Annotated in this window: 16 protein-coding genes and 4 tRNA genes; 9 read left to right on the forward strand and 11 right to left on the reverse strand. The window is 60.0% G+C overall.

Features of this window, described 5'->3' with window-relative positions; all coding sequences use genetic code 11:
• The first annotated feature begins 141 nt into the window (after positions 1-141).
• From JBE38_RS22305 to yacG, 4 genes are read left to right on the forward strand one after another with little or no spacing between them, the layout of a single operon-like run.
• On the forward strand, positions 142-1,350 hold the full coding sequence (locus JBE38_RS22305; RefSeq protein WP_205345144.1) for a type II secretion system F family protein: 1,209 nt from the start codon (positions 142-144) through the stop codon (positions 1,348-1,350).
• Complete coding sequence (locus JBE38_RS22310) at positions 1,347-2,213, forward strand: prepilin peptidase (protein ID WP_205345145.1); 867 nt, start codon at positions 1,347-1,349, stop codon at positions 2,211-2,213. The genes JBE38_RS22305 and JBE38_RS22310 overlap by 4 nt, the downstream gene beginning before the upstream one ends.
• Complete coding sequence (coaE, locus tag JBE38_RS22315; RefSeq protein WP_060754868.1) at positions 2,210-2,833, forward strand: dephospho-CoA kinase; 624 nt, start codon at positions 2,210-2,212, stop codon at positions 2,831-2,833. The genes JBE38_RS22310 and coaE overlap by 4 nt, the downstream gene beginning before the upstream one ends.
• Positions 2,830-3,027 (forward strand): DNA gyrase inhibitor YacG, encoded by a 198-nt coding sequence (gene yacG / locus JBE38_RS22320; protein WP_090366850.1) that lies wholly within the window; start codon positions 2,830-2,832, stop codon positions 3,025-3,027. The genes coaE and yacG overlap by 4 nt, the downstream gene beginning before the upstream one ends.
• Here the strand turns inward: yacG and JBE38_RS22325 are convergent.
• Positions 3,024-3,239 carry a hypothetical protein gene (locus JBE38_RS22325; RefSeq protein WP_003171680.1) on the reverse strand — a complete coding sequence of 72 codons (216 nt, stop codon included), beginning with the start codon at positions 3,237-3,239 and terminating at the stop codon, positions 3,024-3,026. The genes yacG and JBE38_RS22325 overlap by 4 nt on opposite strands.
• Before the next feature lie 65 nt (positions 3,240-3,304).
• Positions 3,305-3,994 carry an energy-coupling factor ABC transporter permease gene (locus JBE38_RS22330; RefSeq protein WP_090366852.1) on the reverse strand — a complete coding sequence of 230 codons (690 nt, stop codon included), beginning with the start codon at positions 3,992-3,994 and terminating at the stop codon, positions 3,305-3,307.
• Positions 3,995-4,122: 128 nt separating this feature from the next.
• Between JBE38_RS22330 and JBE38_RS22335 the strand changes: the two genes are divergently transcribed.
• From JBE38_RS22335 to JBE38_RS22345, 3 genes are all read left to right on the forward strand, one after another.
• Entirely contained in the window at positions 4,123-4,752 is a 630-nt protein-coding gene (locus JBE38_RS22335; protein ID WP_053254334.1) for a DUF1780 domain-containing protein, read from the forward strand.
• Positions 4,753-4,841: 89 nt separating this feature from the next.
• Positions 4,842-5,015, forward strand: a complete 174-nt coding sequence (locus tag JBE38_RS22340) for a DUF3094 family protein (protein ID WP_090366854.1) — start codon at positions 4,842-4,844, stop codon at positions 5,013-5,015.
• 60 nt (positions 5,016-5,075) lie between these two features.
• Positions 5,076-6,374: an NAD(P)/FAD-dependent oxidoreductase gene (locus tag JBE38_RS22345; RefSeq protein WP_060754864.1), complete on the forward strand. Its 1,299-nt coding sequence runs from the start codon at positions 5,076-5,078 to the stop codon at positions 6,372-6,374.
• A gap of 104 nt (positions 6,375-6,478) precedes the next feature.
• Here the strand turns inward: JBE38_RS22345 and JBE38_RS22350 are convergent.
• The 7 genes from JBE38_RS22350 to rluD all read right to left on the reverse strand — a co-directional run bounded on the left by JBE38_RS22350 (position 6,479) and on the right by rluD (position 11,575).
• Positions 6,479-6,555: transfer RNA gene (locus tag JBE38_RS22350), tRNA-Pro, on the reverse strand.
• Between the two features lie 94 nt (positions 6,556-6,649).
• Positions 6,650-6,725: transfer RNA gene (locus JBE38_RS22355), tRNA-Lys, on the reverse strand.
• Positions 6,726-6,730: 5 nt separating this feature from the next.
• Positions 6,731-6,807 (reverse strand) — tRNA-Pro (locus tag JBE38_RS22360).
• A gap of 9 nt (positions 6,808-6,816) precedes the next feature.
• Positions 6,817-6,892 (reverse strand) — tRNA-Asn (locus tag JBE38_RS22365).
• Positions 6,893-7,195: 303 nt separating this feature from the next.
• Complete coding sequence (gene clpB, locus JBE38_RS22370; protein WP_060754863.1) at positions 7,196-9,760, reverse strand: ATP-dependent chaperone ClpB; 2,565 nt, start codon at positions 9,758-9,760, stop codon at positions 7,196-7,198.
• Positions 9,761-9,890: 130 nt separating this feature from the next.
• A complete protein-coding gene (gene pgeF / locus JBE38_RS22375; protein WP_205345146.1) occupies positions 9,891-10,616 on the reverse strand; it encodes a peptidoglycan editing factor PgeF in 726 nt (241 codons plus the stop codon).
• Positions 10,613-11,575, reverse strand: a complete 963-nt coding sequence (gene rluD / locus JBE38_RS22380) for a 23S rRNA pseudouridine(1911/1915/1917) synthase RluD (protein ID WP_090366858.1) — start codon at positions 11,573-11,575, stop codon at positions 10,613-10,615. The genes pgeF and rluD overlap by 4 nt, the downstream gene beginning before the upstream one ends.
• A 149-nt stretch (positions 11,576-11,724) precedes the next feature.
• Here rluD and JBE38_RS22385 point away from each other — a divergent pair, with 149 nt between their 5' ends.
• The gene (locus tag JBE38_RS22385) at positions 11,725-12,750 is read left to right on the forward strand and encodes an outer membrane protein assembly factor BamD (protein ID WP_090366860.1); all 1,026 of its coding nucleotides are present in this window, start codon (positions 11,725-11,727) and stop codon (positions 12,748-12,750) included.
• A 126-nt stretch (positions 12,751-12,876) separates the two neighbouring features.
• Positions 12,877-13,110, forward strand: a complete 234-nt coding sequence (locus JBE38_RS22390; RefSeq protein ID WP_060754859.1) for a PP0621 family protein — start codon at positions 12,877-12,879, stop codon at positions 13,108-13,110.
• Here JBE38_RS22390 and thiO read toward each other — a convergent pair.
• Together thiO and JBE38_RS22400 are read right to left on the reverse strand one after the other, a co-directional pair.
• Positions 13,097-14,206 (reverse strand): glycine oxidase ThiO, encoded by a 1,110-nt coding sequence (thiO, locus tag JBE38_RS22395; protein ID WP_205345147.1) that lies wholly within the window; start codon positions 14,204-14,206, stop codon positions 13,097-13,099. The two genes, JBE38_RS22390 and thiO, sit on opposite strands and share 14 nt — an antisense overlap.
• A gap of 62 nt (positions 14,207-14,268) precedes the next feature.
• Entirely contained in the window at positions 14,269-14,670 is a 402-nt protein-coding gene (locus JBE38_RS22400; RefSeq protein ID WP_090366864.1) for a type IV pilin protein, read from the reverse strand.
• Positions 14,671-14,677 lie beyond the last annotated feature (7 nt).

A 14,677-nucleotide genomic window follows, 5' to 3' on the forward strand; every position in this document is an offset into this window, starting at 1 on the left:
CGGCGCCAGTGTACTCATCCGTGAGCGGCCAATCGCGCACAAGACGCACATTCTGACATTTTATCGCTCAGCCGCTTCAGGCCCGAGCCCGTTACCTGGCTAAGCTATAAAGCTTCCACTACCTGTGTGCGGAACCGCGACATGAACGACGCTTCGACGATCTACGCCTGGGAAGGCATCAACCGCAAAGGGCGCAGGGTGAGCGGAAAAACCACCGGTCACGACCTTGCATCGATCAAGGCCCAACTGCGCCGGCAAGGAATCTGCCCCGGTCGCGTGCGCAAGCAAGCCCAGGGCCTGCCAATACTCGCTCCTGCAATAAAGCCCGCCGATATTGCGCTGTTCACTCGCCAGCTGGCGACGCTGCTGACGGCCGGCATCCCCTTGCTGCAGGCGTTCGATATCATTCGTGAAAGCGTCGAAAACCAACAGCTGCGCGAACTGCTCAAGGGGCTGAAACAGGAGATTGCCGCCGGCACCAATCTGGCTGCCGCACTGCGCAAGCACCCGCGCTACTTCGATGACTTGTATTGCAACCTGATCGCCGCCGGAGAACAAGCCGGCGCCCTGGAAACCCTACTGGAGCGCGTGGCAATCCATCTGGAAAAAAGCCAACGGCTCAAGGCCAGGGTCAAGAAAGCCATGACCTACCCTATCGCGATCCTGGTGGTTGCCACTCTGGTCAGTACGGTGCTGCTGATCCATGTGGTGCCGCAGTTCCAGAACCTGTTCGCGGGGGTCGACAGCTCCTTGCCCGGTTTTACCCTGTGGGTCATTGCCTTGTCCGAATTCCTGCAGCGTGCCTGGTGGTTAGTGGCACTGAGCCTGGGCGCGACAACTGCCGGGCTACGCCTGGCCCATCGGGCGTCTCCGGGCTTTCGTCACAGGCTGGAAGCGGGTTTGTTGAAACTGCCCCTGGCGGGCACACTGCTGCAGAAGTCCGCCATCGCCCGCTACGCCCGTACGCTCTCGACTACCTTTGCCGCAGGCGTGCCGCTGGTGCAGGCCTTGAGCTCGGCAGCCGGCGCCGTCGGCATTGGCCCCTTCAAACAGGCAATCGAACGTATGCGCCATGATGTCTCCACCGGCATGCAACTGAATCACTGCATGGCCGCCAGCGGTTTGTTTCCAGGCATGGCGGTCCAGATGACAGCCATCGGTGAAGAGTCCGGCACGCTGGACGGCATGCTGGAAAAAGTCGCGAGCCATTACGAGGCCGATGTGGACCACCTGGTCGATAACCTCACCAGCCTGATGGAGCCCCTGATCATGGTGGTGCTGGGCGGTATTGTCGGTGCGTTGGTCCTTGCCATGTACCTGCCGGTCTTCCAATTGGGGAGCGCATTTTGAGCAGGCTGCTCACTGAGCTTCCCTGGGCCTTCGTTGCAACGGCGCTGGTGCTCGGCCTGATCGTCGGCAGCTTCCTCAATGTGCTGGTGTGGCGCCTGCCGAAGATGCTTGAACGGGAATGGCGTGCCCAGGCCAACGAACTCCTCGGACTGCCAACTGCGCCTGTCGGGCCTGCCTATAACCTGATTCGCCCCAATTCCTGCTGCCCGCGGTGCAACCAACCGATTCGCCCCTGGCAAAATATCCCGCTGCTCAGCTACGGGATGCTCAGGGGGCGCTGCGCCCATTGTCGCGAGCCCATCAGCACCCGCTACCCGTTGACCGAACTGGCCTGCGCACTCATTTCGGCCGCCACTGCCTGGCACTTCGGTTTCGGCTGGCAAGCAGGCGCAGTGATGCTGCTGAGTTGGGGCTTACTGGCCATGAGCCTGATCGATGCAGAGCATCAACTGCTGCCGGACGTGCTCGTGCTGCCACTGCTATGGCTGGGGCTGATCCTCAACAGCAATGGCCTGCTGGCGACACTGCCCGATGCGCTGTGGGGCGCGGTCACGGGCTATATGTGCCTGTGGACGGTGTTCTGGCTGTTCAAGTTGATCACCGGCAAGGACGGCATGGGCCATGGCGACTTCAAATTACTGGCCCTGCTCGGCGCCTGGGGGGGTTGGCAGATTCTGCCGATGACGCTGCTGTTGGCGTCGCTGCTGGGGGTGTCTGCCGGGCTGATGCTGATGCACTTGCGCAAGTCCGACGTATCGACGCCGATGCCATTTGGTCCTTGCCTGGCGATTGCCGGCTGGATTGCATTGCTCTGGGGTGGTCAAATAACCGACTTCTATTTGCAGTCTGTCGGTTTCAGATGACCACTTCTGTCGCAACACCCTGGATTCTTGGCCTCACCGGCGGCATTGGCAGCGGCAAGAGCGCTGCCGCCCAGCACTTTATCGACCTGGGCATCGACCTGGTCGACGCCGACCATGCCGCCCGCTGGGTCGTCGAGCCCGGCCGACCGGCACTGGCGCGTATCGCCGAGCACTTCGGTGCCGGCGTGCTGCTGCCCGACGGCCGATTGGACCGCGCCGCGTTGCGTCAACTGATCTTTGAAGTCCCCCAGGAGCGCCTCTGGCTGGAAGCTTTGCTGCACCCACTGATTGGCGAAGAGATTCGCAGCCACCTGGCGCGTGCGCAATCGCCCTACGCGATACTGGTGTCTCCGCTGCTGATCGAGTCCGGCCAGTACAGCATGACCCAGCGCATCCTGGTGATCGACGTGCCGCAATCGCTGCAGATTCAGCGTACCCTGCAGCGCGACGGCATCAGCGAGCAGCAGGTGCAGGCGATTCTCAAGGCCCAGTCCAGCCGTGAAGACCGCCTGAACCATGCCGATGACGTGCTGGTCAATGACCAGGACCTCGCCTGGCTGCATAGCGAGGTCGAGCGACTGCACCACTTTTACCTTACTTTGCGTGGAGGCCGATCATGAGCCAACCCTTGACCGTCGACTGCCCAACCTGCGGCGCACCCGTGGAATGGAAAACAACCAACCCCAACCGACCGTTCTGCTCGGACCGCTGCAAGCTCATCGACCTGGGTGCCTGGGCGGCTGAAGAACACAAGATTCCCGTGGCCCCGGATGCCGAAGACGAGCTGTTCTCCGAAGACCTGCCGCGCCACTAAGGCCGCATAAAAGCGTATTCCTGCTGGTCGTCGAGGTTCTCTGCAAGGTATTGCAGTTCGTCGGCCAGGTCTTCGAAGCTGCGTACGCCCTTGCTCTGTTGCACCACTGCACTGAGCATGGCGCGCAGGGTCAGCCCTGGGTCAAAACCGATTTCCTGCGCTGCGTCCTGGCTTCTGCGCAACTCCTGCCGTGCCCACTCATACACACTCATGATCCGTGCTCCTGAAAAATTGTGCAGAGCATGGGCCTGCCGGATTGCCCGCGATTTGATCTGGATCAACGCTGCGAGTCGTCATCCTTCCAGGGTGCCGAGAGGTAGCGGGTGCGGTTGAAAGTCTCCAGCCATTCAGGACTGAACACCACCAAGGCACTGATCACCATGCCGTTGATAAAGGCTTCGGGGAAGATGATCAGCCACAAGTAACCGACGAAATCCTCCAGCCATTCCGGCATCGCGAAACGCCCGTCGAACCACAACAGCCCCAATGCGGCCAACAGACAGAGCAACGCCGACAGCGCAGCGGCGAAAAAACCCGAGCAGAAGATATACACAAAAGGATTACGCGGCTGCGCACGCTCCACCAGCAGCGCGCAGCCTTCGGTGACCAGCACCGGCAGCACGACCAACAACAGGCCATTGACCCCGACAGCGGCCAGATCCTGGCGCCCCAGCCACACCAGGCCCATTTGCGCGACAAGCCCTCCGACGATTGCCAGGGGCCAGTCGAGCAACAGGGTCACGGCGGTCATACCGATAAAGTGGTAGGAAACTCCGGTATCGAAATCCCGCCGCACCAACCACAGCATGAACAGCGCAAACACCGTACCGAACAACAAATGCTGGCGCCGTCGGTCGGCAAACAGCTCGACCCAGGGCGAGCGCAGGATCGCCCACAACACCCAGGGCGCGTACAACAACCAACCGAAGCCGAGCGTTGCCGGTGCCAATACCGCTGCGCTGATCACGGGAACACACCCCCTGCAAGAAACCTCATCATGCACCTCATCCCTGAGCCACTCTCGAGAGGCCAGTCTACACCGCTGTTTTAAAGCAAGACTTCCTGCGGTCATCATTTGAACGCTAAGCTGCAAACATGGATGACTCAGATTACTTGCGCCTGCTCACCGTAGCGGCCGAACAAGCCAACGCGTTCTTGTCCAATGCCCGCAAATGGGAGCGTGAGCGTTGGGTCTGCCAGCGCCTGCTGCAAGGCTTGAACGTGCCTTACCGGGCGGAAGAGTTTCACCCTGCCGGGCAAGAGCCGCCGGACGTGCTGTTTCGCGACGCCAGTTTCGAAGTTTTTTTTGTTCTGGATGAAGGCCGGCGCCTGAACGACGAATGGCGCGATGAGCTGCTGCGCCGACGCAGTGCGTTTTCCCTGAGCCAACTGGTCCGGCGCGAGGCCAAGCCGCGACGCATCCCCGCCCATGAGTTTCTGCTGCGCCTGGCCCCCACCTTGCGCAAGAAAGCCCATAACTACAAAGAACGCGGCATGGACCTCGGCGAGCTGGACTTGATTGCCTTCACCAGCCTCAAACGCGAAGTACTGGACCTCAACAGCCACTTCCCGCCCCCCACCGAATACCTGCGCCAGGGTTGGCGTTCGCTGTCGTTAGTCGGGCCGACCTTTGCCCGGGTGCTGTTCGCACACCCAGACGCACCGGACTTCTTGCGTAACAACCTGGGCCGCAGCATAGTATTCGACGTGGGCATCAGCCTGTGACACGGGCGCAGGCTACGCTTGTGGCGATGCCGCCAATCCCCTGACTGTAACGTGGCGCCCTTTTGCAACGTCTACCTGACGAGGCCTTTATGACCAGCCGCCTGAACCCCGATGACCAACAGCATGTCGAAGAGTACCTGCAACTCTCCCAGAACCAAGTCGAGCGCAAGCCTTTCCGGCCTTGGCTGCTCCTTGGTGTGGTGCTGGTGGCGGTAATCGGGCTCGGTTTGCTGAGCCGCCTTTTGAGTTACCTCACGCTATGAGCTGCCTGGCGCTCGCGGGGGTCACTGCTCCGATTTCTTTTAGCCTTGCGAGATATCCCCATGACCCATCGTATTATTATCGTCGGCGGCGGCGCCGGCGGCCTGGAGTTGGCTACCCGCCTGGGTAAGACTCTGGGTAAGCGCGGCATCGCCAGCATCACACTGGCGGACGCCAACCTGACTCATATCTGGAAACCGCTGCTGCACGAAGTGGCCGCCGGTTCGTTGAACTCCTCGGAAGACGAACTCAACTATGTCGCCCAAGCCAAATGGAACCACTTCGAGTTCCAGCTGGGGCGCATGAGCGGGCTGGATCGTGAACAGAAAAAAATTCAACTGGCTGCCACCCTCGATGAAGAGGGGCGCGAGCTGGTGCCCGCGCGAGTGTTGAGCTACGACACGCTGGTAATCGCAGTGGGCAGCACCACCAATGACTTCGGCACCGAGGGTGCAGCGCAACATTGCCTGTTCCTCGACACCCGCAAGCAGGCCGAGCGCTTCCATCAGCAATTACTCAACCACTATCTGCGCGCCCACGCGGGCCAGACCGATGTGGAAGAAAAAATCAGCGTCGCCATCGTCGGTGCCGGTGCCACCGGGGTTGAACTGGCCGCCGAGCTGCACAACGCCGCCCATGAACTGGCGGCCTACGGTCTGGACCGCATCAAACCGGAAAACATGCACATCACCTTGATCGAGGCCGGGCCAAAAGTCTTGCCCGCGCTGCCGGAGCGGATCAGCGCGCCTGTGCATAAAACCCTGGAGAAACTCGGAGTGACCGTGCTGACCAACTCGGCGGTCAGCGAAGTGACGGCAGATGCCCTGATTACCAGCAGCGGCCAGGTGATCCCGGCCAGCCTGAAGGTATGGGCCGCCGGTATTCGCGCCCCCGGTTTCCTCAAGGATATCGATGGCCTGGAAACCAACCGTATCAACCAACTGCAAGTACTGCCGACGCTGCAAACCACCCGCGACGAAAACATCTTCGCCTTCGGTGACTGCGCCGCCTGCCCGCAACCGGGCACCGACCGCAACGTGCCGCCACGGGCCCAGGCCGCTCACCAACAGGCCTCGTTGCTGGCCAAGTCACTGAAACTGCGGATCGAAGGCAAGGAGCTGCCGTCGTACAAGTACACTGACTACGGCTCGCTGATCTCGCTGTCGCGCTTTTCCGCTGTGGGTAACTTGATGGGCAACCTGACCGGCAGCGTCATGCTCGAAGGCTGGCTGGCGCGGATGTTCTATGTGTCGCTGTATCGCATGCATCAGATGGCGCTGTATGGAGTCTTTCGCACGGCGATGCTGATGCTGGGCAGCAAGATTGGGCGTGGCACCGAGCCACGTCTTAAGCTGCACTAAAACCTGCGGGAGGGGCTTGCCCCTCCCACATTGATTTACAGTGCCGCCGAGTTTTCCACAGGCAAAAAAAATCCCCGTATCTTTCGATACGGGGATTTTTAATATGGTCGGGGTAGGGGGATTCGAACTCCCGACATCCTGCTCCCAAAGCAGGCGCGCTACCGGACTGCGCTATACCCCGGTAAAAGAAAGGCGACCTTTCAGTCGCCTTCTTCGATCAGTGCTTTTGGCCTCTGATCTTAAGATTTGATTCCAGGGTTAACTGGTCTCAAAAATGGTGGGTCGTGTGGGATTCGAACCTACGACCAATTGGTTAAAAGCCAACTGCTCTACCAACTGAGCTAACGACCCAAATATGGTCGGGGTAGGGGGATTCGAACTCCCGACATCCTGCTCCCAAAGCAGGCGCGCTACCGGACTGCGCTATACCCCGATTTTGAAATGGCTCCGTGACCAGGACTCGAACCTGGGACCCAATGATTAACAGTCATTTGCTCTACCGACTGAGCTATCACGGAACTGCGTATTTCAAATTTACAACTTTTACTGCGATGTAACCTTCTCTTCGATCTGTCCGTATCGCTACGTTCATGTCTCTGAGGCGCGCTATTCTACAATCTTAAAAACCCCTGTCAACCCTTTAAATTGCTTTTAAGACAATGATTTGCGCTTCTTTCTGATTTCTTCTTGGGGAGAAGAAACCCTTGGGCTGACGTTGTTGCGGGGCGCACTTTACAAGCCTTTGCCTTACAGTTCAACGCCCTATCGAAAAAAAAGGCTCCGCGATGCGGAGCCTTCTCTTATTAACGTACTCGCCAAGCTTAATGGAAGACGATTTCGTCGTTCTCCACCGTGGCCTCGACGCTGGTCCCCGGCATAAAGCGGCCCGACAGGATCAACTGAGCCAGCGGGTTTTCGATCCAGCGCTGAATCGCACGCTTCAACGGCCGTGCGCCATACACCGGGTCGTAACCCACCGCGATCAGCTTGTCCAAGGCCTCGCCGCTCAGATTCAGGCCCAGCTCGCGCTCGGCCAGGCGACCCCGCAGGCGACCCAACTGGATCTCGGTGATGCCCGCGATCTGATCCCGCGCCAGAGGCTCGAAGATCACCACCTCGTCCACCCGGTTGATAAATTCCGGACGGAAGTGGCTGGTCAACGCATCCATGACCGCGGCACGCTGCGCCTCACGATCACCCACCAACTCCTGGATCTGTGCCGAGCCCAGGTTGGAGGTCATCACGACCACCGTATTGCGGAAGTCTACGGTACGTCCGTGGCTGTCCGTCAGGCGGCCGTCTTCCAGCACTTGCAGCAGGATGTTGAACACATCCGGGTGCGCCTTCTCGACCTCATCCAGCAGGATCACCGAGTAAGGCTTGCGCCGCACGGCCTCGGTCAGGTAACCGCCCTCCTCATAGCCCACGTAGCCTGGTGGGGCGCCGATCAAGCGGGCCACCGAGTGTTTCTCCATGAATTCGGACATATCGATCCGGACCATGGCTTCTTCCGTATCAAAGAGGAACTCGGCCAACGCCTTGCACAACTCGGTCTTACCCACACCAGTCGGACCGAGGAACATGAATGAGCCGCTCGGACGGTTCGGGTCGGACAACCCTGCCCGGGACCGCCGTACGGCGTTGGCCACCGCGACCACCGCTTCTTCCTGGCCGATGACGCGCTGATGCAACAGACTTTCCATTTTCAGCAGCTTGTCACGTTCGCCTTCCAGCATCTTCGACACGGGAATGCCGGTCCACTTGGAGACCACTTCGGCGATTTCTTCCTCGGTCACCTTGCTGCGCAACAGCTGGTTCTCGCTGTGGCCGTGCTGGTCAACCATCTGCAGGCTACGCTCCAGGTCCGGGATCACCCCATACTGCAATTCGGCCATGCGGTTCAGGTCACCTTTGCGACGCGCAGCTTCCAACTCCTGCCGCGACTGCTCGATCTTTTGCTGGATCTGTGCAGAACCCTGTACTTCGGCTTTTTCCGAGGTCCAGATTTCTTCAAGGTCCGAATACTCACGTTCCAGGCGGACGATTTCTTCCTGGAGTTTTTCCAGGCGTTTCTTCGCCGCGTCATCCTCTTCCTTCTTCAGGGCCTGGGACTCAACTTTCAGTTGAATCAGGCGTCGATCCAGACGGTCGAGCACTTCCGGCTTGGAGTCGATCTCCATGCGGATGCGGCTGGCGGCCTCGTCGATCAAGTCGATGGCCTTGTCCGGTAACTGACGATCGGTGATGTAGCGATGGCTCAATTTGGCCGCCGCAATGATTGCACCGTCAGTGATCGCCACCTTATGGTGGACCTCATAGCGCTCTTTCAAGCCGCGCAGGATCGCGATGGTGTCCTCTTCGCTCGGTTCTTCCACCAGCACTTTCTGGAAGCGACGCTCAAGGGCCGCGTCCTTTTCAATGTACTGGCGGTACTCGTTGAGCGTGGTCGCGCCAACGCAGTGCAACTCCCCCCGGGCCAAAGCCGGCTTGAGCATGTTGCCGGCATCCATCGAGCCTTCGCCTTTACCGGCGCCGACCATGGTGTGCAGTTCATCGATAAACAGAATGATCTGCCCTTCCTGCTTCGACAGTTCGGTGAGCAGAGCCTTCAGACGCTCTTCGAACTCGCCTCGGAACTTGGCGCCGGCGATCAACGCGCCCATATCCAGGGACAACAGACGCTTGCCTTTCAGGCCGTCCGGCACTTCACCGTTAATGATGCGTTGGGCCAGGCCCTCGGCGATCGCGGTTTTACCCACACCGGGCTCACCGATCAGCACCGGGTTGTTCTTGGTGCGACGCTGCAGGACCTGGATGGTGCGACGAATCTCATCGTCACGGCCGATCACCGGGTCAAGCTTGCCTTCTTCGGCACGCTTGGTCAGGTCGACGGTGTATTTGTCCAGGGCCTGGCGCGACTCCTCGTGGTTGGGGTCGTTCACCGCATCGCCGCCACGCAGGTTGTTGATGGCATTTTCCAGGGCTTTCTTGCTCACGCCCTGGCCGAGCAACAACTTGCCGAGCTTGCTGTTCTCATCCATGGCCGCGAGCAGCACCAACTCGCTGGAGATGAACTGGTCACCTTTCTGTTGAGCCAGACGGTCAGCCTGGTTGAGCAGGCGCGCCAGGTCCTGCGACATATTGACGTCGCCGGTGGGATTCTGGATTTTCGGCAGTTGGTCGAGCTCTTTGCTCAACTCCTTGCGCAGGCTGTTGACGTCAAAACCGACCTGCATCAGCAAGGGTTTGATAGAACCACCTTGCTGCTCCAGGAGCGCCTGCATCAAGTGCGCAGGCTCAATGGCCGGGTGGTCAAGGCCCACCGCCAACGATTGGGAATCAGATAAAGCCAACTGCAATTTGCTGGTTAAACGATCAATACGCATTAGTCACCTTCCTTTTGAGCAGGCCGGAGCTATAAACACATCCTGAATGAAGAAACCTGCCAGATATCCAGTAGATGGGGTGAATTCTGGAAGATTCAAGCTACGAACAGTTGACGTAAGTCAGGAGAGTCTAGCGCTCAAGCCAGATAAGGGAGGCAAATCGACCGGTGCGTGGGCTGCGGCGATAGGAGAAGAAGCGTGGGTCGGTCACCGTGCAGAAACCGCCACCATAGACAGCGGTAACGCCCTGTACGGCCAGGCGCAGGCGCGCCAGCTCATAGATGTCGGCCATGTACTTGCCAGGATTGCGGCTGGGTACAAAGGCCTGGGCGGTCATCGGCAACTGCTGCATGAACGCTTCACGCACTTCCGGACCGACCTCGAAAGCTTGCGGACCAATGGCAGGGCCGAGCCAGACCAGGACGTCGGCAGGCTCGGTATCCAGGCTTTCGAACGCCGCCTCCAACACCCCTGCCGCCAACCCGCGCCAACCGGCATGGGCAGCCGCGACGCGAGTGCCGGCACGGTTGCAGAACAACGCCGGCAGGCAGTCAGCAGTCATTGAGGTGCAGGCAATGCCTGGAGTACTGGTCCAACTGCCATCAGCTTCGGCAATGCGGCCGGGATCGGCCTCGACCACGCTCACGCCATGGACCTGGCGCAGCCAAGCCGGCTGAATCTTGAAGGTCTCGGAGAGACGACGACGGTTTTCAAGGACGGCCTCCAGGCTGTCCTCGACATGATCGCCCAGGTTGAAGCTGTCGAACGGCGCCAGGCTGACGCCGCCCGCACGGGTGGTGACGCAGGCTTTCACCTGAGCCGGCGCGGGCCAGTCAGGAATCAGCCAGTCACTCATCCGATAAACGCCTCGCGATCCTGCTTGAGCAGCGACAACAACCACACCAGGTCGTCTGGCAGAGGCGATTCCCAGCTCATGCGCTTACCGCTCGTCGGATGATCCAGCTCCAGGAAGCGGGCATGCAGCGCCTGGCGCGGGAAGTTTTTCAACGATTCAACCATGGTTGCACTGGCCGCCGGCGGAATGCGGAAGCGGCCACCGTAGGCAGGATCTCCGACCAACGGGAAGTTGATGTGCGCCATATGCACGCGAATCTGGTGAGTACGACCGGTTTCCAACTTGACCCGCACGTGGGTGTGGGAGCGAAAACGCTCCAGTACGCGGTAATGGCTCACGGCCTGCTTGCCGCCTTCCATCACCGCCATACGCTGGCGCTGCTGGCCGTGGCGACCGATTGGGGCGTTGATCTTGCCACCCGCCACCACGACGCCGATCACGATGCACTCGTAGATCCGGCTGACGCTGCGGCTCTGCAACTGGGTAACCAACTGCGTCTGCGCCTGAATGGTCTTGGCCACCACCATCAAGCCGGTGGTGTCCTTGTCCAGACGGTGCACGATGCCGCAGCGCGGGACATTGATGATGTCCGGGACGTGATGCAACAGGGCGTTGAGCAAAGTGCCATCAGCGTGCCCGGCAGCCGGGTGAACCACCAGCCCTGCGGGTTTGTTGATGACCAGGATGTCGTCGTCTTCATAGACGATGTCCAGCTCGATGTCCTGGGCAACCCATTCTCCCTGGGCTTCCTGCTCGGCAGTCAGCTCAAGAATCGCACCGCCATGAACTATGTCTCGCGGGCGGATAACCGCTCCATCCACAGTCAGGCGGCCGTCTTTGATCCAGGCGGAAAGGCGCGAGCGCGAGTGCTCAGCGAATAATTGTGCGGCGACTTGATCGAGGCGTTGGCCACCCATTTCGGACGGCACCTCTGCGCGAAGTTCAATTTTATCGGACATGCTCAGACTAGGCGTGGCACAGCCTTTGGTTTCGGCTGCGCGCTTGTGGTTAAATACGGCGTCTTTTGCCCCGAGGCTTTCAACGGGGCGCTCATCATAACAGGACGGCCCCGCCCAAGACAGCGGCCGTCATAGGGACGCAAGCCGCCATGCAAGTGAAACACCTGCTGCTGATCGCCATCCTCGCCATGACTGCTGCTTGCTCGTCAACAAAGGACGTCGTCGACGAAAACCTGAGCGAAGTCGAGCTTTACCAGCAAGCTCAGAAAGACTTGGACAATAATAGCTACACCAGCGCCACAGCGAAGCTGAAGGCCCTGGAGTCGCGTTACCCGTTCGGGCGCTACGCCGACCAGGCCCAGCTCGAACTGATCTACGCCAACTACAAGAACTCCGAGCCGGAAGCCGCGAAGTCCGCCGCAGAGCGTTTTATCCGCTTGCACCCGCAGCACCCGAACGTGGATTACGCCTACTACATGAAGGGCCTGACCTCGTTCGACCAGGACGTCGGCCTGCTGGCGCGCTTCCTTCCGCTGGACATGACCAAGCGTGATCCGGGCGCTGCCCGCGACTCCTACAACGAGTTCGCCCAGCTGACCAGCCGCTACCCCAACAGCCGCTATGCCCCGGATGCCAAGCAACGCATGATCTACCTGCGTAACCTGCTGGCGTCCTACGAGATCCACGTAGCCCACTACTACCTGACCCGTCAGGCGTACGTGGCCGCTGCCAACCGTGGCCGCTATGTGGTGGAAAACTTCCAGGAAACCCCATCCGTGGGTGACGGCCTGGCGGTAATGACCGAGGCTTACCAGCGCCTGCACCTGGACGCCCTGGCGAGCACCAGCCTGGAAACCCTGAAGCTCAACTACCCGGATCACCCGAGCCTGAAAGACGGCCAGTTCGTGCCTCAGGTTGCCGAAGCGGATAACCGTTCGTGGCTGAGCAAGTACACCTTGGGCCTGATCGAATCCCGTCCACCGCTGCCGCCGGGCGAAACCCGCGCCAACCAGGACGTGATCAAGCAGTTCCAGGACGCGAAAGACGCCATTCCTTCCGACCTCAAGCCTCATGACGAAAACGGCGATGTGATCGAAGAGCAGGCACCACAAGCCGCTGGCAGCAAGGAAGATCGTTCGTGGTTCAGCTACATGACCTTCGGTATTTTCGACTGATCGATCCAGGCAATCAGAGAAAGGGAGCCCTATAGGCTCCCTTTTTTGTGGGCGAGCATTATTGCGCTGTGCGCCTGCTGCGTCCTTGGCTAAACTGGCGCATTCCTTGTCGAGAAGCTGCTTACCATGGTTCGTCTACTGTTCTGGATTGCCGTCATTGCTGCCGCAGTATGGTTCTGGCGCAAATTCAAAAGCCCGGCCGCCAAACAGCAACGGTCCAGTGAGCCCGATGCCACGCCGATGGTGCGTTGCGCGCACTGTGGCGTACACCTGCCGCAGGATCGCGCACTGAGCGTACGCCAAGAGTGGTACTGCACCCAGGCGCACCTGGAACAAGGTCCGAAGCCTAGCCAGCGCTGAGACGACCAGCCGGCGCATAAGGTGCCGGCTCGATAATCGGCGCACGGCCCAGCAGCAAGTCAGTGAACAACTGACAGGACGCGGGTGCGAGCACCAGGCCATTGCGGTAATGCCCACAATTGAGCCACAGCCCGTTGAAGCCGGGCACTTCGCCAATGTACGGCACACCTTCCGGCGAGCCAGGCCGCAAGCCCGCCCAATGCCCCACCACCTCAGCGCCAGCCAAGGCAGGAATCAATTCCACTGCCGAAGCCTTGAGGCTTTCCAGCGCGGTTTCGGTCGGCGTCTTGTCGAACCCCTCATGCTCCAACGTGCTGCCAATCAATATGTGGCCGTCACGGCGTGGGATCGCATAACGTCCTTTTGCCAGGACCATGCTCGACAAAAAGTCCGAGGCACATTTGTACAAGATCATTTGGCCTTTGACCGGCTCAACAGGCAGCGCCAGCCCCAACGTGCCCAGCAGCTCCCCACTCCAGGCTCCCGCCGCAAGCACGACCTGATCGCCGAGCACCCGGCCAGCCGTCGTTTCGACGCCCACTACGGTATCGCCCTCCAGGACAAAACCGGCCACTTCACACTGCTCGTGAATCGTCACACCGGGCAATGCCTGCAACGCCGCCTTCAAGGATTTGACCAGGCGAGGGTTGCGAACATTGGCCACATCAGCCATGTAAATGGCCTGGGAATAGCCGCGCCCCAGCACCGGCACGGCATCGTGCGCGGCCGACACATCCACCTTGCTCAGCGGCCGTCCCTCGCGAGCAGCCCAGGCCAAAGCCTCGGCTTCATCGTCCAGATCAAGCCAGTACAAGCCCGTGGTATGCACCTCTGGATCAACCCCGGTGGCGGCAAACAACCGCTGCGCCAGCTGTGGGTAAAAGTCCTGGGACCAATGGGCCAAAGCGGTCACTGCCGGGCTGTAGCGCCATGGGTACAACGGTGAAACGATCCCGCCCCCGGCCCACGAAGACTCTTGCCCAAGCCCCGCACGCTCCAGCAATACTACCGACTGCCCCTGGGTGGCCAGGTTGAACGCCGTCAACAACCCGATTACTCCGCCGCCGACAATCACCACTCGCTGTTGCTCTGCCATCATTTGATCCAGCCGATATATAGGGGTTGGCGCACACAGCGCCCATTCATCCAGCACTCTCATCACTGCCCCCAGCACGTCTTGCGCGACATTTCCGGCTTGGCTCCCGGGTTGCTTCGCACGCCGGTACTGCTCAAGCTGAATTCACCGCATGCGTCGTCCGCCATGACTGAATAGACGGAGGGCGTGGCAAGCAGGGCAAAATCCTGGGCACTCAATACAGCGCTGATTCTATAGTGATCATTACCCGCACTGACGTCCCCTGCATCAATAAAAGTGCCGTTCCGGGCGTAAAAGCGCTCCAGATACTGGGCCTGTTCGGTCAACAGTGCGGCAATCTGACTGCGATAGACCTTTTTCACATGCCCGGTATAACCGGGATAAGCGACCGTGGCCAACACCGCAATGATTGCCATGGCAATCAGTAACTCGATCAGGGTAAATCCCTGGCTATCCGTGCTCATCCGTTTG

Origin of the sequence: Pseudomonas sp. ICBG1301 (assembly GCF_016918385.1) — a bacterium.
In the GTDB taxonomy this organism is placed as follows: domain Bacteria; phylum Pseudomonadota; class Gammaproteobacteria; order Pseudomonadales; family Pseudomonadaceae; genus Aquipseudomonas; species Aquipseudomonas palleroniana.